Source organism: Adlercreutzia sp. CNCM I-6215 (genome assembly GCF_977072315.1).
In genome coordinates, this window is sequence record NZ_CDRVMA010000002.1 from 1 (window position 1) to 23,091 (window position 23,091).

The window sequence follows — 23,091 nt, forward strand, 5'->3', positions numbered from 1 at the left end:
CCTCCCGATTATCGGCGCTGCATGGAACAGGCATCGGCGCTGTGGACATACATCATCGGCGTAGCGTGGAACAGTCACCGCTCAGGCGTACCGTACGCAATCTTACGTGTTTTCAGAGTCACGCAAGATTCAATACTTCTAATGACATGTCGTATTTTAGTATAGTTGCGTCTTACTTTGACGCAGACGAATGATAACGGAAGCCAACATATCTGTTGATCTTCTAGTTTCTCGCATCAGATATCGCCCTGGCCTTTCCGACTGTGGTCCACAGACGACGCCACAAGGAAAACGAGCGATTTCGACTGATTGACTTTTCCAAGCCGTCACCCAACTACCACTTGCAGGATCAACGCATATGAACGAATCCTGCAGGCGGCTTCGTTCAACATTCACGCATTTGCATGGATTCTGCCTGGGAAACAGTGCCAATTCACCGTTTCTGAAATACCTGGTCGGAGCTACGGAAGATGCGCATGACAAAAAGGCTGACCAAGGTCAGCCCCTACGGGACAACTTCGAGAATTTTTAGTTGCGCATTTCCGCTACGGCGCGGGCGTGCTTACCGGAGAAGGCAACACCCCAGCGCACCGAAGGAACCCCAGCATCGATATATCCGCGGTCGGCAATTTGGACGAGGGCTTCTGCCGCCAGCGCTTCGAGCGTCTTTTTGTCTGCATCTTTCGCGTGCTTTACCTCTACGACGATAACGGGAGAGTCCGGCCGTTCAGGATTCACCACGATATCGGGACGGCCGTCGCCCGCTTCTCGGTTGGAGAGCGGATTGGCGTAGCCGGGCACGCCGAACAGGAGGCCCAGCATCAGCATGTGGTAACTGTTCTCGCGCACAAGATCGAAGAAGCTCGCCGAGTTCGCCAACACGCGCTCAAGCTCCGATTCCAGCACTTCCGCGTTCCCAGTCACCAGCGCCCGGTGCATATCCCGCAAATAGTCGCGGTTGCCCGCCATCTCGGCGAAGCGGTCGACGATCTCCTTGCGGTAGAGGCGCCCCACCTCGCGGTTGGGAATGCGGAGGCGCCGCATATACTCGGAGTCCCCGGGGAATGCCACGTCGTCGGTGGTGAGGTAGCCCGACAGGTACAGCATCGACCAGAGCGCCTCGGGCCGAATGCCCACATCGGGAAAGACCACGCCCAGATCGAGCGCCGCGTCCACAACGCCTCCCGGCTCGGCCAAGGCGAGCACTTGGGAAAAGGTGCGTCCGTCGGAGGCGCGCAGGGCGTCCCCCAGCACGCTGTTGCTGGAAGTGTTGCCCCAGTAGATATCCACGGCGCATCCACGGCTGAAGTAGTTCAACAGGCTCCAGGGGTTGTACACCTCGAGATTGCCGAAACGGTAGCCATCGTACCACTCCTTGGCCGCAGGCACTCCATCTTCTCGACCGAGGTAGCTCGCGAGCGCCTCCACATCGGCCTGGGTAAAGCCATAGCGCTCGTCAGAGGCCACGTTCAGGGAAGTGTTGACGTCCAAACTGTTCAGATCCGAGAAGATCGACTCCTTGGTGACGCGCTGCACGCCGGTGAGCACGGCGGCGAACAAAGCAGAATTATCTTTCAGCGCCCCAGTGAGCCAGCTCTTGAGAAAATCCACGATCTCCCGGTAATAGCCGTTGGTGTAACCGGCCATGACCGGAGCATCGTACTCGTCGATGAGCACGACCACCGGCGAATCGTGGTGCTTCATCAGAACTTGCGTGAGGAAAAGGAGGGAGGAACTCAATTCTCCTTCGGATGCCTCGCCTCGCGCCAAACACTCGAAAAGCTCTATCTCGTAGTCGCTTAGCGCTTCACTTTCTGCAAGATACCCGTGCCGTCTGCATTCAAGTCCCAGATTAGCCCGAATAGCTGACTCGAATTCCCGCCAGCTCGGGCTCTTCATATTGTTGAACGAGAAACGGATCACGGGATAAGCCTCGCAGTGGCGGCGATAGGCTCCCCCGTCGGCCTCCCAGATCTCAAGGCCCCGGAAGAGCCGCTCCGCATGCCCCGAGCCGATGTCGTTCGGGTTGGGGATCTCCAGGAAGCGCTGGAGCATGCTCAGGTTGAGCGACTTGCCGAAACGACGGGGCCGGCAGAACAGCGTCGCCACGGCCCCGCTGTCGAGCACATCGGCGATGAGCATCGACTTGTCGATGTAGACCTTGTTGCCCACCACGCTCTCGAACACGCTGTCGCCGATGGGCAGCCGCTTGCGACCGGCGAGGTCGGATACGCGCACATCGCCCACGCGGTAGATGCCGTCGTGCAAGATTCCTTCTTCAGCCATGGCGCTGCCCTTTCTCGTTTCCACTAGGGCCATTCTAGCGCAAAAGAAAGGGGCCGACGATGCGGCTCCCTTATCCATCAGGTATACGGGGTTTCCCTAGGCCTTCTTCTTGACGATCTTCTTGACCGTCTTCACCTCGGCCTCGCCGGCAGTGGCGTAGGCGACCTCGGGCTCGTCCTCGACGATCTCGATGATCTCCTCGACCTCTTCGTCGTCCTTCTTATCGAAGGCCATGCCCTCGCGCAGGCTCTTCACGGTCTTGCCGAGGGAGGCGCCGAGTTTGGGGAGGTTCTTCGGCCCGAAGATGAGCAGCACGACAACGAGGATGATAACGAGCTCAGGCACGCCCAGTCCGAGAATCTTCATAGTGGGTAATCTCCTTCTTTGCTTCGAAGCCGGCCGGGACACTCCTTGCGCCGCGCTTCACCGTTTTTTTCGTTTCGACGCCGCCCACTATGCCCCCTTCCAAGCCTCCTGCCTATCACGCAGACTCGTGATTTTGTCACGTGGCGAAGAAATTTCCCTGTCACACCTTTACGTGACAAAGCTCGTTTTCGCTGGTCAGAAGCTTACGCAAAAAAGGGCTGACCGAGGTCAGCCCCTACGGAACAACTATGGGAGATTTTTCCTACTCGTGGATCCAGCTGAACATGCCGCGGATGCGCTCGCCGGTCTTTTCGATCTCGTGGCTGTTGATGGCCTCGCGCTGCTCGATGAGCCACGCATGGCCGTTCTTGCAGTCGGCGACGAACTCCTCGGCGAAGGTGCCGTCCTGGATGCGGGCCAGAATCTCTCGCATGGCCTCGCGGCTCTGCTCGTTGATGACCTTCGGGCCCGCGTAGTACTCGCCGTACTCGGCGGTGTTGGAGATGGAGTAGTTCATGAAGTGGATGCCGCTCTCGTACATGAGGTCGACGATCATCTTCATCTCGTGGTAGCACTCGAAGTAGGCGAGCTCCGGCGGATAGCCCGCGTCCACCAAGGTCTCGAAGCCGGCCTTCACCAGCTCCACCAGGCCGCCGCAGAGCACGGCCTGCTCGCCGAAGAGGTCCTCCTCGGTCTCCTGGGCGAAGGTGGCCTTGATGACGCCGGCGCGCGCACCGCCCACGCCCCAGGCGTAGGACAGCGCGATATCCCACGCGTCGCCCGTGGCATCCTGGGCCACGCAGATGAGGTCCGGCACGCCGGAGCCCTCGGTGTACTGGCGGCGCACGATGTGACCGGGGCCCTTCGGCGCGCACATAATGACGTTCACGTCCTCAGGCGGGGTGATGTAGCCGTAGTGGACGTTGAAGCCGTGGGCGAAAGCGAGGGTGTCGCCGGTCTTCAAGTGCGGGGCGATGTAGGTCTCGTACACCTCGGGCTGCAGCTCGTCGGGCACGAGCACCATGATGAGGTCGGCCTCCTCGGCGGCCGTGGCCATGTCGGTGACGCGCAGGCCGGCCTCCTCGGCGGCCTCGATGGAGCGCGAGCCCTCGCGCAGGCCCACGCGCACGTCGCAGCCGGAGTCCTTGAGGTTCAGCGCGTGGGCATGACCCTGGGATCCGTAGCCGATGATGGCGATCTTCTTGTCCTTGATGATGTCGGGGTTGCAGTCCTGTTCGTAGTAGATGGTGACGGCCATGGGTTTTGGTTCCTTTCTCTTGTTGCCTTTTCTATTTCCTAATCGCGCGAGCTGCGGGAGAGGGCTACTTTGCCGGTGCGGACAGTTTCCTTGATGCCGTAGGCGCGCAGCAGATCCTCAAGGCCCCGAAGCTTCGCGTCGTCGCCGGTGGCCTCGATGGTGAGCGAGCTTTTGCCCACGTCCACGATCTTCGCGCGGAAGATGTTGGCGATCTCGATGATCTCACTGCGGCGCTCGGGCGCGGCATTCACCTTGAACAGCACCAGCTCGCGCTCGATGGCGCCCTCATCGGTGAGGTCGGTGATCTTGTGCACGCTGATGAGCTTGTGCAGCTGCTTGGTGATTTGCTCGTAGGCCACGTCGTCGGCGAGCACGATGGCGGTGACGCGCGAGAGGGTGGGGTCTTCGGTGGGGCCCACGGACAGCGATTCGATGTTGAAGCCGCGCCGGGAGATGAGGCCTGTCACACGGGACAGCACGCCGGGGCGGTTCTCAACCAGGACAGACAGAACGTGCTTCATCGCGCGCCCCCCTTCTCTTCGTCGCCGTCGCGGAACAGGGTCTTCCAGTCTTCGGGGCGCACGTCCACGGTGGAGCCGTCCTGACCCAAACGGGCGCCCGTGTCCTCGGGGTCTATCTCCCAGCGGCCGCCGAACTGGGCGTCCAGCTTGGCGCAGGGAGAGGTGGCGGCCGCCGCGCCGGCCGCGGCCGCCCGGGCCCGCAGAGAACCCGGGGCGGCGGGCACATCGGTGCGCACGGCGCCCACGGCCACGTCGATCGCCCCCATGACGTCGCCCAAGGCCGCCCCCGGCGCCACCATGGGATAGACGTTCTGATCGGGAGAAATGGCCACGTCCAAAAGGTAGGGCCCCGCTGCGGCCAGCATGCGCTCGATAGCAGCAGCGACCTCGCCGGGCGCCTCCACGCGCTCGCCCTCCCAGCCGTAGGCCTCCGCCAGCTTCACGAAGTCGGGCACGGGCGCAAGCAGCGTCTGAGAATAGCGCTTGTCGTAGAACAGCTTCTGCCATTGGTGGACCATGCCGAGGCAGCGGTTGTCCAGGATCATGACCTTCACGGGCACGCCGTTGATGGCGGCCGTGGCCATTTCCTGGGAGTTCATCTGGAACGACCCGTCGCCGGCGATGCAGACCACCGTGGCATCGGGGTTCGCCACCGCCGCTCCGATGGCGGCCGGGAAACCGAAGCCCATGGTGCCCAGACCCCCTGAGGAGAGGAAGGTGCGCGGGAACTCCCGGGGCAGGAACTGGTGCGCCCACATCTGGTGCTGGCCCACCTCGGTGGTGACGATGGAGGCCGCCGGATCCAGCTGGCGTCCCAGCTCGGCGATAACGAGCTCGGGGACGATCTCGTCGCTCTCCTCGTTCTCGGCCATGTTCGGGTGGTAGAACGGGTAGCGGGCGCGCCACGCGTCGATATCGGCGATCCACTGGTCGTCGCGCGGGGTGGCGCCGTCCTTCTCGAGCACCTCGAGCATGCCGGCGATGATGCCCTTCAAGTCGCCCACAATGGGCACATCGGCATCGCGGATCTTCCCGATCTCCGCCGGGTCGATGTCGATGTGCACGATCTTCGCGTTGGGGGCGAACTCGGTGACGCGCCCGGTGACCCGGTCGGAAAAGCGCGCGCCGGCGACGATGATGAGGTCGGCCTCGGTCATGGCCATGTTCGAGTACTTCGCCCCGTGCATGCCCACCGGCCCCAAATTCAGCGGATGGCTCGCGGGCACGCCGCCCTTGCCCATGAGGGTGACGACGGCGGGAATGCGCATCTTGTCCATGAGGGCCACAATCTCGTCGGTCGCCTCTGATGAAATGACGCCGCCGCCGACGTAGAGCAGAGGTTGTTCCGCCTCTTCCAGAAGGCGGCAGGCGGCGCGAATCTGCTTGGCGTTGCCGCGGTAGGTGGGCTTGTAGGAGGGCAGGTTCACCGCATCCGGGTACTCGAACACCATGGTCTCGCCAGCCACGTCGCTCGGGATGTCGATAAGCACGGGGCCTGGGCGCCCCGTGACGGCGATGTGGAAGGCCTCGCGGATGGTGCGGGTGAGCTCGTCGGTGGATTGCAGCAGATAGGAGTGCTTGACCACGGGCATCGTGATGCCCACGATGTCGGACTCTTGGAACGAGTCGGTGCCGATGACCCCCCGGCCCACCTGGCCGGTGATGACGACGAGGGGCACGGAGTCCATGTAGGCCGTGGCGATGCCGGTCACCGTGTTCGTGGCGCCCGGCCCCGAGGTGACGATGGCCACGCCGGCGCGCCCGGTGGAGCGGGCGTAGCCGTCGGCCATGTGCACGGCCCCCTGCTCGTGGCGGGCGAGCACGTGGGTGATCTGGTCGGAGTCGTACAGCGCGTCGTAGAGCTTGATGGCCTGGCCGCCCGGGTAGCCGAACACCGTCGTCACCCCCTCGGCCTCGAGGCTGGCGACGACGGCCTCGGCGCCAAGCATGGTGCGGCCCTGCTTGGCCGTGCGCGAGCCCGCACCCCGGGGCGCGCCTTGGGTGGCGGCGTTGCGCCGGACCGGCGTTGTCGGCTTGCCCTCGGCCGGCGTTGCCGCGCTTGCGGCTGCAGTGCTGTCGTTGATATCGCTCACAGGATGATCGCCCCCTTGTCAGCAGAAGTTACCAGTTTCGCGTACTTGGCCAACACGCCCGCATCGTGCTTGGGCGCCGGTGGCTCCCACGCCGCGCGCCGGCGCGCGAGCTCCTCGTCGCTCACGTTCAGCGTCAGCGCGCCGCCCTCGATGTCCACGGTGACGGAATCGCCCTCGCAGATGAGGGCGATGGGGCCGCCGGCCGCCGCCTCGGGGCTCACGTGCCCCACGGCCGGCCCCTTGGTGGCGCCGGAGAAGCGCCCGTCGGTGATCAGGGCCACCGAGGTGGAAAGCCCCATGCCGCAGATGGCCGAGGTGGGCGCGAGCATCTCGCGCATGCCCGGGCCTCCGGCCGGCCCCTCGTAGCGGATGACCACCACATCTCCCGGGACGATCGCGCCGCCGTTGATGGCCGCGCAGGCCGTCTCTTCCGAATCGAACACGCGGGCCGGCCCGGTGTGGCATAACATGGACGGATCCACCGCCGCCTTCTTCACCACCGAGCCGTCGGGCGCCAGGTTGCCGTAGAGCACCTTGAGGGCGCCCTGGGCGGAATAGGGGTTCTCGCCCGTGCGGCACACCTCGCCGTCGCCCGGGGGGCAGCATCTCGCCAGGTACTCGGGCAGAGGCCCCATGCAGGTGAGCGCGCTCTCGTCCAGCAGCCCCAACCGCCCCAGCTCCCCCATGACCGCCGGCACGCCGCCGGCACGGTACAGGTCGATGAGCGGGCGCGGGCCGGAGGGCGCGAGCTTCACCAAGTGCGGCGTGCGCGCGCTGGCTGCGTCCCAGTCGGCCATGGTGATGGGGCATCCCGCTGCGTTCGCGATGGCCGTCAGGTGCAGCACCGTGTTCGTGGAGCCGCCGAAGGCCATGTCGCATTCCATGGCGTTGCGCACGGCCGCCGCATTCAGAATGTCCTTGATGCGCACGTTATCGCGGAGCAGTTCCATCACCTTCATGCCCGCGCGCTTGGCCAGACGAATCCGCTCGGAGTAGACGGCCGGCACGGTGCCGTTGCCCGGAAGCGCGATGCCGAGCGCCTCGCACAGGCAGTTCATGGAGTTCGCCGTGAACATGCCCGAGCAGCTGCCGCAGGTGGGGCAGGCCGTGTCCTCGAGGGCGGCCAGCTCGTCTGCGGTCATGGTGCCGGCCGCCACCTTCCCCGCCCCGTCGAAGAGCGTGTTCAGATCGGTGGAGCCCTCCCCGTCCGGGCCCGTGCCGGGAAGCATGGGGCCGCCGGAGACGAACACCGTCGGCACGTTCGCCCGCAGCGCGCCCAAGATCATGCCGGGAACGATCTTGTCGCAGTTCGGGATGCACACCAGGCCATCGAAGGCGTGCCCCATGACGGCGCATTCCACGGAATCGGCGATGACCTCGCGCGATACGAGCGAGTAGTGCATGCCCTCATGGTTCATGGCGATACCGTCGCACACGCCGATGGTGGAAATTTCGAAGGGGACGCCACCGGCCATATAGATGCCGGCCTTCACGGCCTCGGCGATCTTGTCCAAGTGGGTGTGCCCGGGAATGACGTCGTTGCGCGAGCTCAGCACCGCGATGAAGGGGCGGTCCATCTCCTCGTCGGTGATGCCGTCCGCTTTGAGCAGGCTGCGGTGCGGCGCGCGCGCCACCCCTCGCTTGATCTGGTCGCTCCTCAGTTCCATAGGCCTCGCTTCCTCTCGCGCTGCGTCTCCAAATACACAAAAACCCGCTGCAAGATGCACCGGGCCGGAAAACGAGACAGCCGTGCGACGACGCGCACAGGGAGGCTCTACGACAGATAACGGTGTCGCCGGTCCGACGCTACTTGCCCCCTTCGGCCCGGCGGTAAGCCTGTCAACCGAAAGGTCGTTCGCACCGAACTGCTCAGAGGTGGCTGTTCGGGTCGCCCACCGCCTGCTCGCACCAACCGCAGGCTCTCTTCAGATGGGTTCGCCCCTACTTTTCCTCGTCAACGCATTTCATCGGTATTAACTTGGCTCGGGAGTTTAGCACTCCTGCGATCAATCGCAAGGCTTTTCGCTCATATTTCTACGGGAATCTGACGAAACGGGCACGGGCGGTGACAAATGGGCCGCGCCGCTGTGACGTTTGACGGTCCGTCATGGAAGCTGACCGGCCATTCCGTAGACTGTTCAGGAAAGGGAAACGTCTATTCAGGAGAGGATACGGCCATGAGCACCGCTACCGTCCATCGTCGCAAGCTGGCAACTACCGGGGCCGTCCCCTCGGGCGCCTCCGCAGCAAAGCCGAGGTCTCGCTCCCGCCGCCCTTCCATCATCGGCGACCCCCGAAGCACCGTTCCCGTTCGGTCGCAAGGTGCCGAGCAACCGACACGGGCCGTCCGCGCCGCTTCCCTGCACCCGCGCCCCGCTGCCGCGGGCAACTTCGTGCCCGATCCGGTCACCCTCGGGCTGACCGAGCGCGCCGAGCACCCCATGCTCACACCTTCGTTGCACGCCTTCCGCGCCTACGCCTCGAACCATCCGGAGTTCTCCGAGCTGAAGGCCCGGGGCCTCCTTCCCATGATGCGGGCCCACCAAGGATTGCGCCTGGCCATCTTCGGCGTCGCCGCCGCCTTGGTGCTGCTTCTCGTAGCGCTTCTGGTCTACTGGTGGCTCCTTCCGGCTCCCGCCGCCGCCGACTCCCCTTACGCCACCGCCGATGCCGGCGCGGCCCAGAGCACGGCCGTGGACCGGTGGGGGCAGGGCACGGTGCCCTCCCTGTACCAGAACGACGCCTCTTGGGCCGACGTCCCCTACGGCCAGGCCACGTTGGCTTCCACCGGGGCTGCTCCCGTGGCGCTGGCCATGGCTTACGTGGCCGCGACCGGTGACACCGAGTACACCCCCGTCGCGTTCGCCCAATGGGCCACCGATCACGACCTGACCGCCGCCGGCACCGACACCGTCGCCTCGTTCCTGCAACAGGCCGGCTCCGCGTTCGGCCTGGCCGTCGAGCCGGTGGAAGTTGACGCGCAGACGCTGCGGCGCGCCATCGTCTCGAATGTGCCCGTGCTCGTCGTCACCCAGCCCGGCACCTTCGCGCCGACAACCTCGGTGGTGGTGCTCGACGACATCGACAAGGACTCCCGCATCGTGCTGCACGACCCGACGAGCCCGAGCCGCTCGGCCAAGAGCTGGGCCTTCGACGACATCACCGACGCCGCCGCGCTCGCTTTCACGGTGCATGAGGCGTGATTTGTCCCTAGGAGAGCCGACGGCTATGGGCTAAAGTGGAAGGGAACAGCCCCTTCGAAAGGAAGCCCTATGGATTATCGTCAAGTTACCGTGCATCCCGAATCGCACATCGCCCCCAACGCCACATTGGTGGGCCATGTGGAAGTGGCCAAAGATGCCACGATCCTGTTCAATGCCACGCTGCGCGGCGATTACGGCAGCCGCATCGTCGTGGGCGAGGGCTCCAACGTGCAGGAGAACAGCTGCCTGCATCTCGATTACAACCAGGACTGCATCGTGGGCCGCGGCGTGACCATCGGCCACGGAGCTGTGGTGCATGGCTGCACCCTGGGCGACAACGTGCTCGTGGGCATGGGGGCCGTCGTCATGAACGGGGCCGTTATCGGCGCGAACTCGCTCGTGGCGGCCGGCGCCCTGGTGACCGAGGGCATGCAGGTGCCGGAAGGGTCGCTTGTGGTGGGCGTGCCGGCGAAGGTGCGCCGGGCGCTGACCGAGGAGGAAATCGCCGGCAACCGCGAGGCGGCCGAGGGCTACGCCGTCATCGGCCGCGACCTGGCCGAGCAGGGCATCCTCTACTGGGGCGCCGACATCCCCGCCGACGCGCGCACCATCGCCCTCGCGCGGGACTAGCTAGAGGCGGCGCACTGCCAGATGAGTCCGTAGGGGCTGACCTTGGTCAGCCCCTAATGCTCGAAAGCCGTAAAGGCTATCGCATTGGCGCCGATCATCTCGCGACAGGGGGGGGCGACCGAGGTCGCCCCCCTACAGATGGGCTTTCGCACTAGTTTTCACGAGCGAAACGCGCTATATCTCGCGAAGTATCCCTTCAATGAGCCGGCAGAAGTCGGCTTCTCTTGTTTGGGCCACCTCGTGCACCTCCTCGTCGGAGGGACTCGCGCCCTCCACCCCGCAGGCCATGTTGCTCACGAGCGAGATGCCGAGCACACGAAGGCCCACATGGCGCGCGGCGATGACCTCCTCGCATACGGACATGGCCACGGTGTCGGCGCCCCAAGAGCGGAACATCCGAATCTCCGCTGGCGTCTCGAAGGAGGGGCCGAGCAAGCCCAGGTACACGCCCTCCTGCACGGGAATGGCCAGCGCCTCGGCGGTCTGCCGGGCCAGCTGGCGCAGGGCCGGGTCGTAGGCATCCAACATCGAGAAGAACCGCGGGGCCATGGCGTCGGGCTCGGTGCCCGTGATGGGGTTGCGGCCCGTGAAATTCAGCTGGTCGGTCATGATGCAGAAATCGCCGACGCGGCAGCCCTCGTTGATGGCGCCGGCGGCATTGGTAGTGATGAGCATGTCCGCGCCGAGTGCCGCCATCAGCCACACGGGGAAGGCGACCTCTTGGGCGGTATAGCCCTCGTAGCCGTGGAGCCGCCCCTGCATGGCGAGCACCCGCCTGTCCCCGAGCGTGCCGGCCACGAAGCGCCCCACATGCCCGTTGGCCGTGGAGACGCCCATGCCGGGCACCTCGCCGAAGGGGACGAAGACGGGATCGGCGATGCGCTCGGCCAGAGGACCGAGCCCCGATCCCAAAATTAACCCGACTTCCGGCCGGAAAGCGCCCAGGCGCTCCTCCATCACCGCCTGGGCCTCATCCAGCGTCCCCCTCAGGTTTTCCAGAGCCATAGAGAATATCCTTCCTAGCGTTTCGCCACCAGTACGCGGGGTCTTCCCGTCAGATCGTCCACGATATGCACGTCGACGAATCCCGCTTGCTCGGCCACGGCACGGGCGGCGTCCATGTGCCCCTCGTACAGCTCGCAGGCGAGCACGCCGCCAGGCTTCAGGGCCCGGGCGGCCCACTGGGCGAGCGGCCGGAACAGATCGAGCCCGTCGGCGCCCCCGTTCAGGGCGAGCGTCGGCTCGAAATCGGCCACCTCGCGCGGAATGCCAGCCATAACGGCGGTGGGCACATAGGGCGGGTTGGAGACCACGGCGTCGAAGGTGCCCATGCGCTTCTCGCCGATGCCGGAGCCCAGCGAGCACTGCAGCACGGCCACGCGGTCGGCAAGCCCCAAGGCCTCGGTGTTTTCCTTGGCGAGCGCCACCGCCTCCGGCGCGACATCCGTGGCGATAACCCGCACATCCGGGTGCTCGTAGGCCAGCGAGCAGGCGATGCAACCGGATCCCGTGCACAGGTCGGCCACGAGAAGGCTTTTGCGAGTCTCATCCATGCCTGCAGACGAGGGGCGACCGAGGTCGCCCCCTACGGAGGAGTCCTCCGCAGCACCACTCGGTTCGGCTGCCGCATCAGCGTCGTCGTCATTCGCAGCCGAGGGGCGACCGAGGTCGCCCCCTACGGAGAGGGAAGCAGATTCCCCCGCCTCCTCCAGGGCCTTCTTCACGGCGGCGACAGCCTCGCGCTCCTGCTCGGCGGCCTCGGGGTTCCACGCCACGTCGCGGGGGCCGGGCGTCGGCAGCGCCGCAAGCACTTCGCTCACAAGCACCTCGGTCTCGGGCCGCGGGATGAGCACGCCGGGGCGCACCTTCACGGTGATGTGCCGAAAGGCCACTTCCCCGGTGATGTACTGCAGGGGCTCACCCGCGCCGCGCCGCCGCACATAGCCGCGCAGCACTCCCCGCTCGTCCTCCGAGAGCGGCCGGTCGAAATTGATGAACAGCTGGGTGCGCGAGAGCCCACAGGCCTCGGAGAGCAGCCACTGCGCCGAGAGCCGGGGATTCTCATCCCCTTTGTCGGCCAGGTACCCTTCAGTCCATTCCAGCGCTTTCTTTATCGTCCATTCAGACATCGGGTTAACGGCCTTTCAGTAGTGTAGAAGTCAGGCGCGGACAGGAGGCGATGGTGCCGCGCGCAGTTCATTCAATGGCATCCGTGAAAGCCGCAACCCTTTGCAAGCCCTGCCATTGAATGCTGTTTGAGCACGGTGCCGTCGCCTCCTGGCCGCGCCGTCAGGTTGAGGCTAAACAGCAGCTTCCAGCTTTTGCGCGCGGTCGGCGGCCTGCAAAGCCGTGATCACGTCCCCCAGGTTGTCGCCCAGAAGCACCCCGTTGTAGGTGGAGTTGAACCCGATGCGGTGGTCGGTCACGCGGTCCTGCGGCCCGTTGTAGGTGCGGATCTTCTCGGAGCGGTCGCCGGAGCCGATCTGCGCCACGCGCTCGGCGCCCTCGGCGGCCTGCTGCTCGGCGAGCATCTTCTCGTAGAGGCGGGCGCGCAGCACGGCCATAGCAGCGATCTTGTTCTGCAGCTGCGACTTCTGGTCCTGGGACTGCACCACGAGACCCGTGGGCAGGTGCGTGATGCGCACGGCGGAGTCGGTCGTATTCACGCACTGGCCACCCGGGCCGCCGGCGCGGTACACGTCGATGCGCAGGTCGCCCTCGTTGATCTCCACTTCCACCTCGTCGGCCTCGGGAAGGACGGCCACGGTGGCCGTGGAGGTGTGGATGCGCCCCTGGGACTCGGTCTTGGGCACGCGCTGCACGCGGTGCACGCCGGACTCGAACTTCATGACCGAGTACACGTGATCGCCCTTCACCTTGAACTGGATCTCCTTGAAGCCGCCGGCCTCGGAGGGCGAGGCGTCCATGGTCTCGGTCTTCCAGCCCTGGGCAGCGGCGAAGCGCTCGTACATCTTGTAGAGGTCGCCGGCGAAAATGGCGGCCTCGTCGCCGCCGGCCGCCGCGCGGATCTCCACGATGATGTCCTTTTCGTCGGCCGGATCGGCCGGGATGAGCATGAACTTGATGTCCTCCTCCAGCTGGGGCAACCGGCCCTCGATGGAGGCGATCTCCTCCTGGGCGAACTCCTTCATGTCGGCGTCGGAGAGCATCTCCTTGGCCGCTTCCAAATCGTCCATGGCCGCCACGTACTCGGCTGCCTTCTTGGCGAGCGGACCTTGGGAGGCGTATTCCTTGGCGAGCCGGTTGTACTCCTTCTGATCGGCGAGCACTGCCGGATCGCCCATCTTGGCCTGCAGCTCGTCATAAGCCTCGATGATCTTCTGGAGCTTCTCTTTCATATCAGTTTCCTGCATGGGTGCTTCCTTTGCGTGAAACGGTGTGGGTTAGAAAACGCCTTAAAGGCGCAACTTCGCATTGTAGCAGAAGGGACCGAAAGGGCCAGCCCTTCCCGTTCCAGCGTAACGCCCCGACAGCTCTTCGGCAGTCAAATTGCAACCAGCAGCCAATGTCGCGATTTAGCTGGTAACGTCTTCGTCGAAATCAGCTTCCTGGGGACCACTCTCCCCCTCGTCCAGCTCGGCAATAAGATCTCGCGCTTGAGCCACAAACGTCTCCAGCTCATCGAACAAAACAGAGGAGATGATCGACCAGTTGATTCCTTCATAATCATGAACAAGCCGATGACGCAATCCGGCAATTTGCGCGAACGGAACCTCTGGATGGGCATCGGCAAACTCGCGAGAGATGCAATTAGCCTGTTCACCGATGTTGTAGAGAGGCGTTGTCACCATCCATTGCATTTGGATGTCCGAGAGCAGCGTTTCAGGAGTTAGATCGCGTAGGGAGATCACGTTGAGAAGCTGATCCCCGACGGCTACGATGCGTTTCAGACGATAGCGGTCGGTTTTCATAAGAGCACCGCATCCCTCAGAACAGCGTCGCGGAAAGGGCCGGCATCGAGTTCAGAGAGCTCGAACACATCGACTTTTTTGCCCGAAAGCCGATGAAGATCCTCTGCCACGCCAAACACATTGAGGGGCCTGAAACCCGGGTTCCCTACAAGCAAGATGTCGATGTCGGAGGACGCATCTGCTTCATCGCGAGCATAGGACCCGAACAGGCTTGCCGAGCACATATCGTACTTCTCAAGCAAGGGTATGACCCACGAGCGAATTTGATCTGTTGTGAGCAAACCCGTTTCCATCGAAACATCCTCCTTTCGCTTGAGCCCCATTTTAGCAGATAAGAATACTTGGGACGTAACATCTCCGAACCAAAGAGAGGGACGGAGGCCATTCCGTCCCTCTCTTTAAGATGATGCTTGCAGCTATTTATGCGGTGGTTGGCACAAGCTCGTTGTCCTCCAGATGCGGCAAGCGCAAAGATTCCAAGCGATCCAATGCCCCTGTCCCATCTTCATGGGATGAGACCGCTGCGTTGCCATCCGTGCCACCCAAGGGCGCATCTCTATCCGTCGGAGCCACTTCCTCGGCAAGCCAGAGCGCGATGTTGTTCAAGCACTGACGGTCCGTCGAAACAAATGCCTCAGTAGTCTTGATCAGCTGCGGGTAAAGGCAAGGATCGCTCATTTTACGCACTTCTGCCGCAAATGAGGGGATCCATGCAAGCAGATGATCGTCGGCGAACTTCGCTTGCGCCTGCAGAAGCGTCACGAGCTCGCGCCAATCTCGCTTATCGAATGCCTCCATGGCATCTCGGGCAAGACACGACATGAAGGCCATTTCTAGCGCAATATGGTCGTCCGGCGTTCGCGGATAGCGCGCAGGAAGAACATTGAACCGACGGTAAAAGTCCCGAACGGCTAATGTCACTTCCGAAAGCAGGGAATGATCGCCAGAGCGATAGAAAGACTCAGACGGAACCACAAGCGCCTTCGGAAACCCGTAGAAGATTGCGACGTACTCGTCACCGCATAGCCCGAGAAAGCGTTGCCGCCTCTCATCATCTGCCAGCTCGCGACACAGTCTCTCAAGAAAGCCCTGGCATTTTTCGATCGTCTCGTCCTCTTGGGCGTAAATGCACAAGGCCTCCGAAGTATCAGAGCCGCCAAGCGCTTCCATCAACTCTTCAGTCGGCTCACCACCGTAAAGCTTGTGGAACAGCAGATAGAGATACGCCCTTGCAGATAGTATCTTTTCGCAAGAGTCCATTTCTTCCGTCATGGCACCTCCTGCCTCACTCATACCGAACATCAAATAACTCGCTCTCGACAGAGAGACGCGGGGCATAAAGACGCCCCGCGTCCGCGACTATTAGTAGGTCACCTCGCGATAACCGCTCTCGAGGGCAGCTTCACGCGACTTAATCAGCAGATTGGGTCCCGTCACGTCAGCGCTGGGAAGCACCGACACCTCCTGAACCAAATCGTCGCCATGGGCTAAACGCAGTTCATTCAAGTCACCGAACTCTAATGCGCGATAGGGACATGCGTCCACGCACACCGGCAAGTATCCGCCTTCCCGCAGAGCGTTGCAGGTATCGCACTTCACAACGAGGTTTTCTGCCTCGATGTACTGAGGTGCGCCATAGGGGCATACGTTCAGGCACGTTTGACAGCTGATGCACACATCATCGTCATGCAGCACAAGGCCGTCCTTGTTCTTGAACATAGCTCCCGTCGGACAATTTTCGACACATGCCGGTTTCTCGCAATGGTTGCAAGAAACGCTTGTGACGTACCCGGCCACCGAAGGAAAAGTGCCCGTTTGATAGCGATGCACCCTGCGAGGAGCGAACCCGACCTCGAAGAGGTCGAAACGATCTTGACACGCCGTGCGGCACGCGGCGCATCCGGAGCAACGCGTCATATCAAAGTAGAATCCCAGACTCATTTCCAGCCCTCCTTTCCTTACTGTTCCTCAATCTGGAAGATATCGCGCTCGCAATCGGGCGGCACGGGCTCTCCCTCGTACTTCTCAATATTGACGATACCGTTGTTGTAGCCGGACAATCCGGGCATGTAATTGCTACGAACTGCAGGGGTAAGGACATTGGCAGAACCGCCGCGGTCGATCCAATGCTCCGGATCCGACTCGTCGAGATCGAGGTTGCCAGCGCTCTCCGCCAGGCCCAGGCAACCGGGCATGACCCCCTCCATCAACGTGACGCGTCGCAAAATGCATCCGCCATCAGGATTCCAGATACGAGCCGTATCGCCTTCCTCCAACCCCTCCTTCTGAGCATCGACTGGATTGATGTAAAGGCTGTGGGGATACAGCTCCTTGCCGACAAGGCTCCAGTTGTCGGAGTGGCTGCCACGGGCCGGATGGAAAGTGAAGAACTGATAGGGATAATCGCCCTTGATCTGCTTGTCCCAATCGCTGAACGTCTTTTCGTACCCTATCGTAGGCTCGTAGTAGTTGGGGTAGGGCTTCATCGGTGTTTCAGGATCGACGAAGTCGGGCGTATTGAAATTGTCCGCTTTCAGCTGACTATAAATCTCCCACAGGCCACTTGCCGAAGGAAGAGGATTCGCGGCGGGGTCATCGATAAAGTCCTGATAGCAATAGCGCTTCGCGTAGGCATCGTCCTTCGAGCGAGGATATTGGTAACCGCCGTGCTCGACGAATTCCTCGAAATCGACCTCACCCTCTTGGGGCTCTAGTTCGACGCCGTGACGATCGATGGTGTCTTGAGTAATCGTCAGCAGCGTGTGCTCGGTCCCATCCTCATCTGTCGCGACACCACCGGCCATGCAATTGAAATAGCTCTGGATGGCATCCGTTGCAACAATCTCGTCGGGATCGAAACCCAGGCGCGCACCTATCTCCCTGGATATCCAATCGTCCGAGTGGCACTCCCACATGGGCTCGCACACGGGATAGTTGGCAGATACGAAGTCGACGCCATAGTAACGATTGACGGTGCCGCTCGGCCACGCATACTCCGCATGGTCGAAGCTGCCCTCCCATTTGGAAGGAACCGGCAGCACGATATCGCTGAATCGCGCGACCGTGGACGCATAAACGGCGTTGGTGAGAACGAACTCACAGTTCCTGTACACTTTCACCGCGTTGAACAAATCGATGCTCATCGAGAGGAAGTTGCGGCATCCGTTCCAGATGAATTTGACGTTGATGTCGTGCTCAACGCCACTGTTATAGGGATTCGGCGATTCCTGCTGGGAATGGGCACCGTAAGAGGTGTACTTCCCCTCAAGCATGTTGCGCCAATGCAGCGGCGCAGCGATCAAGTTGCGCCCAACCGAGGGGATGCCCGCGAGATTGACTCCTGGCTCGGCCTCGAACTTCAGGGGGTTCTGAATCGAAGACGCCGCGCGACCGCGTGCCCCAGTGTAGGCTTTAGTGACGTAGTTCATCGCTGTCAGGTTGTAGAACACGGCATTGCCCTGCTTGCCCATATGGCCGCCCATGAGCCCGATGGTATAGATCACCTGGGGATAGTTCTCCACACCGGTGCAACGCGCCGCAGCTGTGCCCGTCGCCAAAATTACGTTGTTCTGCTTGCTCATGATCGCGGCCATGTCCTTGATGTCCTGCTCAGGTGCACCGCAAATGAGGCTGGCCCACGCCGCTGTTTTGGGCGTGTCGTCGTACTCTCCCAACAGATATCCTTGGTAACATTCCTGGAGTTTGGCGTCGTCGGGCATGTTGTCCATCGTGAAGCCCTTGGTGTACTTGGCAAGGAACTCCCAATCGATGACATCGCCCGCGCTCTCGTCCAGCTTCACCATCTCGTAGGCGACACCGTTCCAAAACGCTGTATCAGTTCCGGGACGAACCGGGATCCACCGCGCTTCAAGTTGAGTAGCACCCTGGTTGTAGCAGGGCCCCACATAGACGAATTTCGCTCCCGCTTCTTTCGCAGCCGTCAGATAAGCGCCGGAGGCGTTCGCGGTAAACACGGGATCCGAGGACGCGAGAACGAAATAGTCGGCATATACCCAATCCTGGGGGTCGTCGCCCATGTAGTTTCCGTAAAAGGGCAGGCCCCACCAACTCGTATCCGCCTGCCATGTTCCACAGGAAATAGTGTCGTTGATCTCCACGTAACCACCCATGAGGTTCAGAACATTCTGAATCGAGCCGCCCATGCTGATAAAGCTGATGGTGCATGTGGGACCATAGGTTTCATATATACGTTTAATCTCCGAGGCGCAGAGGTCGAGCGCCTCATCCCAACTGATGCGCTCCCATTCGTCTTTGCCACGCATCTGGCCGTTCGAATTCTCTCCGCCGCCAGGCTGCCATCCCTTGCGCTTCATGGGATACTTGATGCGGCTGGGGCTGTATATCCACTCTCGAGCGACCTTGTAAGCGTGGCAGCTCCTCAGCTGGCGGTTGCAGTCATCCTCTTCAAAATAGTCAACGACCTTCCCCCGCACGGGGACGTTGTCGACCACATACTGGCACGGAGAACACGTGAGAGAGCAGCCCTTGGGGCAAGGAGCGCCCTGCCAACGGCCCCGGCCTTCTAGGATCGCCGTATCCGATTCGACGACATGCTCGTTCAAATCGGCGACATCTGCCTTTTCTCCCGTCGCGGATAAGCTTTCTGAACCACTTGGCGCGCAGCCGAAGGCCGCACCTGCCGCGGCCAATGCGGCCGCCGTGGCTCCGCTACGCAAGAAGCTGCGACGGCTGACGCTGGTACTACTTTTTGACGACATTGATCCTCCTCCTATTCGCACATTGACTTTCCCGGCAAAACATCTTCGAGCAAACGATCTCCTCTCTCTTGCGGCCGCCGCATCGTGAATGAGCGCCCGGCCTTGATCAAGGTTCGGAGCCGTCGGCGCACAGCACGCTTCAGGGCAATAAAAGGAGAAGGGAGGGGATTTGAGACTCAAAGCGGTATCTCCCGATGCGCCACTCGAACGATTTGCTCGTATCCGACAGCACCGAACTGGTTGGTCATGCTAAATCGAAACAGGAGGGCAGCCGGCCATGAAATTGGATACCTCGAGGTAAATCGCGTCTCGTGAAACATGGGATATTGCCCTTCGTGACGTCTTTCAGACACTTTGCGCAATCTCTTGCTGATCCCTTTCGTGCTAGGATAGCTTCAGAGGAGGATCCCGTTGAAACGCATCAAGTACATCACCGAAGCTTCTTTCAGCTTTGCTCTCATCATTGCTGCCAACTCTATGGCCGAATGGCATCCTTTTGTTCCGAATGCTGAAAGCGGTTTGCCCCATTTGCTCATGGAGCTTATAAGTCCTTTGACCTACTGCTTGACATGGATCCTATGCATGTTCATAGGCTTCTTCGCTCCTGCATCCGCAAAGGGCCCAGTTGCCTTCGGGGCGCTCGGTCTCATATATGCGAACATGGCCATCGTTCTCTTCCGGCAATGCGGATTCGAAATCCCCATTGAGGCAAACGTTGCGGGCACGATAGCGAACAACATTGGCGCGCCCCTGCTCTACCTATTGTGGGAACAATACTTTGCCAGCGAGGACGACGACCAGTGCATCGCCGACATACTGGTCGGTCGCGGACTTCCCGTTCTGCTCTTTGCTTTGCTAGGCCTTATATCGAGCAGCAGCCAAACGATGGGGCTGCGTGCGGTGATATTGCTTGTTGCGGCCGTCGCTTTGACCCGTTGCTACCGTTCGATGGACTGGAGCGCGCCGATGTACGCCGAGCGCCCGCTCGACCATCGGCGCACCTATCTCAATGTCATGGTCTTGTCATGGAAAAGCGCTTTGTGCATCGGCTCACTTGCCTTCCTGTACACGGTTTTAAGATCGGCGTTTACAAGTAGCAATAGCACCTTAAATGGAATATTGACTTATGCGCCACTGCTCGGAATGCTTGCAGCGTCCTTGGCCATCATGGCGCTATGGCAGCGCCGCTCCTTCTCTTTCAATGTCATACAGGTGTTCCGCTCGCTCTTTCCGTTCCTGCTCTGCCTATTTGCCGCCATTCCGCTATTCGCCACAGCGCTCCCTCAGATCACTTACGGCATCGCGTATGGAATCTTTTCTCTTCTGGTATCCATAGGAATGGTGCAGTGTTGCCAAACGTGCAAGAGAGATGGAGTAAGTCCTTTGTTTATGTTTGGATTCTATTTCGGCATTGTCAACGTTATACAGCTTCTCGGTTATGGCTTCAGCTCGATACTGAAGACCTATGCCTTCTTCGGACAATCGCATGGGTTCGTCATCGCTCTATCGGCCATGTTCGTCACGTCACTCGTTTTCTATTTAGTACGGGGCGATCTCGATTCGAAGACGACAGCATTCACGAATGCAGAGTTTATCGCCCTTAGCCATGTCCCCGATTCCGATTCTTGCCTGATCGTTTCAACCAATTCTCGGGACGCCTCCAGCAACCCCTATTGGGACAGGCTTGCGAAACAGTGCGCCAATACAGCAGCTCGTTTTCGTCTCACGGCGCGTGAAGCCGAGGTATTAGAACTGCTCGCCAGAGGGAACACCGTCCCTGCCATCGCCGAAAGTTTAGTCATATCCACCGGCACCGTGCAAACTCATTGCAAGCGGCTCTATGCGAAGATGGGCATTCATAAGAAGCAGGAGTTAATTGACATAGTCCGGTCCTCGACGGACTATGTCAAAGATCGATCGCCACAAAAGCCCCCGAAACCAAGGTAAATCAAAGACGATTAATGGCCGTCGTCCTCGGTGTCGGCTATGGTGCAGACGCCCCCGGGGCAGCGCTCGGTGAGGTCGAAGGTGTCGGCATGGCGCGCACCCGCTGCGGCCAGGCGCGCCTTCAGCTGGCGGTGCAGCTCGCGCTCGCGACGGCGGTGCTCGGCCAGAATATGGGCCACGGCGCGGGGCTGCTCGCGGATCTCATGCAGCGCCTCGCCCAGATCGGCATTAACCGAATGGGCCATGACGGAGGCGAGCAGCGGCATGAGGAACACCGTGACGCCGCCGGCGGCCACGAGCACGGAGGCGGTCTGCTGGCTCATGGCCTCGGCGGAGACGGCCACACTGGTGACGGCCACGATGATGGGAAGCGCCGTCGTGCAGTAGAAGGCGACGGTGAGCCGCTCGCGCACGTCCATGGTGCGCGACTCGCGTCCCGTGGAGAGGCCTACGAAGATGGGCAGCGCGCGCACGAACAGCAGAAGGAGGATGAACAGTCCCAAAAGCTCCGGCTCGGCACCGATAGCCCGCACGTCCACCTTCGCGCCGGAGACCACAAAGAACAGCGGCACGAGGAAGCCGTAGGCAATGGCGTTGTGCTTCATCTCCATGGTCTGGTCGCCCTGGGGGATGAGATAGCGCAGGATGAAGCCGGCGGCGAAGGCGCCGAGCACGATATCCAAATCGAAGACGGCGGAAACAGCCGTCAGGCCGATGAGCAGCAGATTCACCGAACGGATGACCATCTGCGTGTTGGTGTTGGCATTGGCAACGATGAACCGGTGCACGTAGCCGCCGATGCGCTCGGCGATCTTCGGCACGGCGGCGGCCGCCACGGCGATGGCGAGGAACGCGAGGAGGATGACCACTGTCTGCCAGGTGGCCCGGGTCGAGAGCAGAAGCGCCATGGCGATGATGGGAAGCAGCTCGCCCCAGGTGCCGTAGGCGATGATCTCGTTCCCCATCCGCGTGCCCAGGATGCCGCGCTCCTGCAGAATGGGCAGAAGCGTGCCCATGGCCGTGGTAGTGAGCGCGATGACCACGGCCAGGCCGTCCAGCTCGAAGGCCGACAGCGTCGGCCAAATGGCCACGACGACGAATGCGATGGCGAAGGTGACCGCCCAGGTAGCAGCTCCGCGCTTCCCCTCCGTACCGGTGAGGTTCTTCGGCGATATCTCGTAGCCGGCGAGAAGGAACAGGAAGACGAGACCCAAATCGGACAGCAGGTTGATGGCGTCGGTAGACTGAATGGCGCCGAGCCCGTGAGGGCCGAGCAGCGCCCCGGCCAGAAGAAGGAGCACCGTCTCGGGAATCGGCTTGCCCGGAATGAGCCCGGCGATGATGGGGCACGCGACGGACACCAGCGATATGAGGGCCAGCGAGACCAAATCGATCGCCATGACGCTTCCTTTCTCTCCCCTGCGCGAACGCGCGCGGTATTCGAGTCCACTATAGGCATTTTAGCGAATGTGGGCGGCATGCAGGGAGCGGCGATGACAGACTGTTGAAGACGTGAGCGGTTCGGCCGCAGATTATCTGCCGTCTGTGCCACGGTTTCGTGTCAGCCCCTTGACGCGGCGTCGCGTCGGCAGCGCCTTTGGCTAGAATACCAGGCGGAAGCGGATCCCAGCCGATGCGCGCCAAGGCGAGTTCGGCCCATTCCGCGCTATACGAACATCCATTTAGGAGGATATCATGGCTGAGGTAATCAAAACGGCTGACGAGTTCCAGACGAAGGTGCTCGAGGCGAAGACCCCGGTGCTCGTCGACTTCTTCGCCACCTGGTGCGGCCCGTGCCGTATGGTGGCGCCGGTCATCGACGAGATCGCGACCGAGAAGGCGGGGCAGGTGGCCGTCTACAAGGTGGACATCGATCAGAGTCCGGACTTGGCCTTCAAGTACCAGGTCTCCAGCGTGCCGACCCTTATCGTCTTCGAGAACGGCCAGATCAAAAATGAGCGCCTCGGCGCCCAGCCCAAGCAGAACATCCTGGCGATGCTCTAGTTTCGACAGAGGCAATGTTCAGCGGGAACACGGGGTGCCTTGACCGAGCGAGTTCCGCAGATGGCATCGAAGGCGCAAAGCTGCAGAGTACGCAAGATCGCCTCGCCTTCGA

At 61.8% G+C, this 23,091-nt stretch carries 19 protein-coding genes; 4 read left to right on the forward strand and 15 right to left on the reverse strand.

Annotation, left to right across the window (positions count from 1 at the left end; genetic code table 11):
- Window positions 1-528: 528 nt before the first annotated feature.
- The 6 genes from ACW4LP_RS01755 to ilvD form a co-directional block, all read right to left on the reverse strand.
- Window positions 529-2,286 (reverse strand): AAA family ATPase, encoded by a 1,758-nt coding sequence (locus ACW4LP_RS01755; protein ID WP_181815506.1) that lies wholly within the window; start codon window positions 2,284-2,286, stop codon window positions 529-531.
- A gap of 96 nt (window positions 2,287-2,382) precedes the next feature.
- Complete coding sequence (gene tatA / locus ACW4LP_RS01760; protein ID WP_455803410.1) at window positions 2,383-2,652, reverse strand: twin-arginine translocase TatA/TatE family subunit; 270 nt, start codon at window positions 2,650-2,652, stop codon at window positions 2,383-2,385.
- Window positions 2,653-2,914: 262 nt separating this feature from the next.
- Window positions 2,915-3,910, reverse strand: a complete 996-nt coding sequence (gene ilvC / locus ACW4LP_RS01765) for a ketol-acid reductoisomerase (RefSeq protein ID WP_114540279.1) — start codon at window positions 3,908-3,910, stop codon at window positions 2,915-2,917.
- 38 nt (window positions 3,911-3,948) lie between these two features.
- The gene (gene ilvN, locus ACW4LP_RS01770) at window positions 3,949-4,431 is read right to left on the reverse strand and encodes an acetolactate synthase small subunit (protein WP_022739987.1); all 483 of its coding nucleotides are present in this window, start codon (window positions 4,429-4,431) and stop codon (window positions 3,949-3,951) included.
- Window positions 4,428-6,524, reverse strand: a complete 2,097-nt coding sequence (ilvB, locus tag ACW4LP_RS01775; RefSeq protein ID WP_455803411.1) for a biosynthetic-type acetolactate synthase large subunit — start codon at window positions 6,522-6,524, stop codon at window positions 4,428-4,430. The genes ilvN and ilvB overlap by 4 nt, the downstream gene beginning before the upstream one ends.
- Window positions 6,521-8,191, reverse strand: coding sequence for a dihydroxy-acid dehydratase (ilvD, locus tag ACW4LP_RS01780; RefSeq protein ID WP_114540278.1), 1,671 nt, complete (start codon window positions 8,189-8,191; stop codon window positions 6,521-6,523). Before ilvD ends, ilvB begins: the two co-directional genes overlap by 4 nt.
- A 510-nt stretch (window positions 8,192-8,701) precedes the next feature.
- Here ilvD and ACW4LP_RS01785 point away from each other — a divergent pair.
- Window positions 8,702-9,727, forward strand: a complete 1,026-nt coding sequence (locus ACW4LP_RS01785) for a cysteine peptidase family C39 domain-containing protein (protein ID WP_181815505.1) — start codon at window positions 8,702-8,704, stop codon at window positions 9,725-9,727.
- Window positions 9,728-9,796: 69 nt separating this feature from the next.
- Window positions 9,797-10,357, forward strand: a complete 561-nt coding sequence (locus tag ACW4LP_RS01790; RefSeq protein ID WP_114540276.1) for a gamma carbonic anhydrase family protein — start codon at window positions 9,797-9,799, stop codon at window positions 10,355-10,357.
- A 174-nt stretch (window positions 10,358-10,531) separates the two neighbouring features.
- Here ACW4LP_RS01790 and ACW4LP_RS01795 read toward each other — a convergent pair whose 3' ends face one another.
- The 8 genes from ACW4LP_RS01795 to ACW4LP_RS01830 form a co-directional block, all read right to left on the reverse strand.
- Window positions 10,532-11,362, reverse strand: a complete 831-nt coding sequence (locus ACW4LP_RS01795; RefSeq protein ID WP_114540275.1) for a purine-nucleoside phosphorylase — start codon at window positions 11,360-11,362, stop codon at window positions 10,532-10,534.
- A 14-nt stretch (window positions 11,363-11,376) separates the two neighbouring features.
- A complete protein-coding gene (locus tag ACW4LP_RS01800; RefSeq protein WP_114540274.1) occupies window positions 11,377-12,486 on the reverse strand; it encodes a N5-glutamine methyltransferase family protein in 1,110 nt (369 codons plus the stop codon).
- Between the two features lie 171 nt (window positions 12,487-12,657).
- The gene (gene prfA / locus ACW4LP_RS01805) at window positions 12,658-13,731 is read right to left on the reverse strand and encodes a peptide chain release factor 1 (protein WP_241520733.1); all 1,074 of its coding nucleotides are present in this window, start codon (window positions 13,729-13,731) and stop codon (window positions 12,658-12,660) included.
- Window positions 13,732-13,893: 162 nt separating this feature from the next.
- Window positions 13,894-14,289 (reverse strand): HepT-like ribonuclease domain-containing protein, encoded by a 396-nt coding sequence (locus ACW4LP_RS01810; protein WP_114540273.1) that lies wholly within the window; start codon window positions 14,287-14,289, stop codon window positions 13,894-13,896.
- The gene (locus ACW4LP_RS01815; RefSeq protein WP_114540272.1) at window positions 14,286-14,582 is read right to left on the reverse strand and encodes a nucleotidyltransferase family protein; all 297 of its coding nucleotides are present in this window, start codon (window positions 14,580-14,582) and stop codon (window positions 14,286-14,288) included. Before ACW4LP_RS01815 ends, ACW4LP_RS01810 begins: the two co-directional genes overlap by 4 nt.
- Before the next feature lie 127 nt (window positions 14,583-14,709).
- Complete coding sequence (locus ACW4LP_RS01820) at window positions 14,710-15,561, reverse strand: TorD/DmsD family molecular chaperone (protein ID WP_161127855.1); 852 nt, start codon at window positions 15,559-15,561, stop codon at window positions 14,710-14,712.
- Window positions 15,562-15,651: 90 nt separating this feature from the next.
- Entirely contained in the window at window positions 15,652-16,230 is a 579-nt protein-coding gene (locus tag ACW4LP_RS01825) for a 4Fe-4S dicluster domain-containing protein (protein ID WP_114540270.1), read from the reverse strand.
- Window positions 16,231-16,247: 17 nt separating this feature from the next.
- Entirely contained in the window at window positions 16,248-19,028 is a 2,781-nt protein-coding gene (locus tag ACW4LP_RS01830) for a molybdopterin-containing oxidoreductase family protein (RefSeq protein ID WP_114540269.1), read from the reverse strand.
- Between the two features lie 411 nt (window positions 19,029-19,439).
- Between ACW4LP_RS01830 and ACW4LP_RS01835 the strand changes: the two genes are divergently transcribed.
- Complete coding sequence (locus ACW4LP_RS01835) at window positions 19,440-20,975, forward strand: response regulator transcription factor (RefSeq protein WP_114540268.1); 1,536 nt, start codon at window positions 19,440-19,442, stop codon at window positions 20,973-20,975.
- 11 nt (window positions 20,976-20,986) lie between these two features.
- On the opposite strand, the gene ACW4LP_RS01840 is transcribed toward ACW4LP_RS01835, so the two are convergent.
- The gene (locus ACW4LP_RS01840) at window positions 20,987-22,375 is read right to left on the reverse strand and encodes a cation:proton antiporter (protein WP_227069582.1); all 1,389 of its coding nucleotides are present in this window, start codon (window positions 22,373-22,375) and stop codon (window positions 20,987-20,989) included.
- A 295-nt stretch (window positions 22,376-22,670) separates the two neighbouring features.
- On the opposite strand from ACW4LP_RS01840, the gene trxA reads away from it, so the two are divergent.
- Complete coding sequence (gene trxA, locus ACW4LP_RS01845) at window positions 22,671-22,979, forward strand: thioredoxin (protein ID WP_114540266.1); 309 nt, start codon at window positions 22,671-22,673, stop codon at window positions 22,977-22,979.
- Window positions 22,980-23,091: the final 112 nt, after the last annotated feature.

Bases quoted from the DNA above. Each gene is read 5' to 3' on its own strand.
- ACW4LP_RS01755 (WP_181815506.1), bottom strand. From the start codon at position 2,286: ATGGCTGAAGAAGGAATCTTGCACGACGGCATCTACCGCGTGGGCGAT.
- tatA (WP_455803410.1), bottom strand. From the start codon at position 2,652: ATGAAGATTCTCGGACTGGGCGTGCCTGAGCTCGTTATCATCCTCGTT.
- ilvC (WP_114540279.1), bottom strand. From the start codon at position 3,910: ATGGCCGTCACCATCTACTACGAACAGGACTGCAACCCCGACATCATC.
- ilvN (WP_022739987.1), bottom strand. From the start codon at position 4,431: ATGAAGCACGTTCTGTCTGTCCTGGTTGAGAACCGCCCCGGCGTGCTG.
- ilvD (WP_114540278.1), bottom strand. From the start codon at position 8,191: ATGGAACTGAGGAGCGACCAGATCAAGCGAGGGGTGGCGCGCGCGCCG.
- ACW4LP_RS01785 (WP_181815505.1), top strand. From the start codon at position 8,702: ATGAGCACCGCTACCGTCCATCGTCGCAAGCTGGCAACTACCGGGGCC.
- ACW4LP_RS01790 (WP_114540276.1), top strand. From the start codon at position 9,797: ATGGATTATCGTCAAGTTACCGTGCATCCCGAATCGCACATCGCCCCC.
- ACW4LP_RS01795 (WP_114540275.1), bottom strand. From the start codon at position 11,362: ATGGCTCTGGAAAACCTGAGGGGGACGCTGGATGAGGCCCAGGCGGTG.
- ACW4LP_RS01800 (WP_114540274.1), bottom strand. From the start codon at position 12,486: ATGTCTGAATGGACGATAAAGAAAGCGCTGGAATGGACTGAAGGGTAC.
- prfA (WP_241520733.1), bottom strand. From the start codon at position 13,731: ATGCAGGAAACTGATATGAAAGAGAAGCTCCAGAAGATCATCGAGGCT.
- ACW4LP_RS01810 (WP_114540273.1), bottom strand. From the start codon at position 14,289: ATGAAAACCGACCGCTATCGTCTGAAACGCATCGTAGCCGTCGGGGAT.
- ACW4LP_RS01815 (WP_114540272.1), bottom strand. From the start codon at position 14,582: ATGGAAACGGGTTTGCTCACAACAGATCAAATTCGCTCGTGGGTCATA.
- ACW4LP_RS01820 (WP_161127855.1), bottom strand. From the start codon at position 15,561: ATGACGGAAGAAATGGACTCTTGCGAAAAGATACTATCTGCAAGGGCG.
- ACW4LP_RS01825 (WP_114540270.1), bottom strand. From the start codon at position 16,230: ATGAGTCTGGGATTCTACTTTGATATGACGCGTTGCTCCGGATGCGCC.
- ACW4LP_RS01830 (WP_114540269.1), bottom strand. From the start codon at position 19,028: ATGTCGTCAAAAAGTAGTACCAGCGTCAGCCGTCGCAGCTTCTTGCGT.
- ACW4LP_RS01840 (WP_227069582.1), bottom strand. From the start codon at position 22,375: ATGGCGATCGATTTGGTCTCGCTGGCCCTCATATCGCTGGTGTCCGTC.
- trxA (WP_114540266.1), top strand. From the start codon at position 22,671: ATGGCTGAGGTAATCAAAACGGCTGACGAGTTCCAGACGAAGGTGCTC.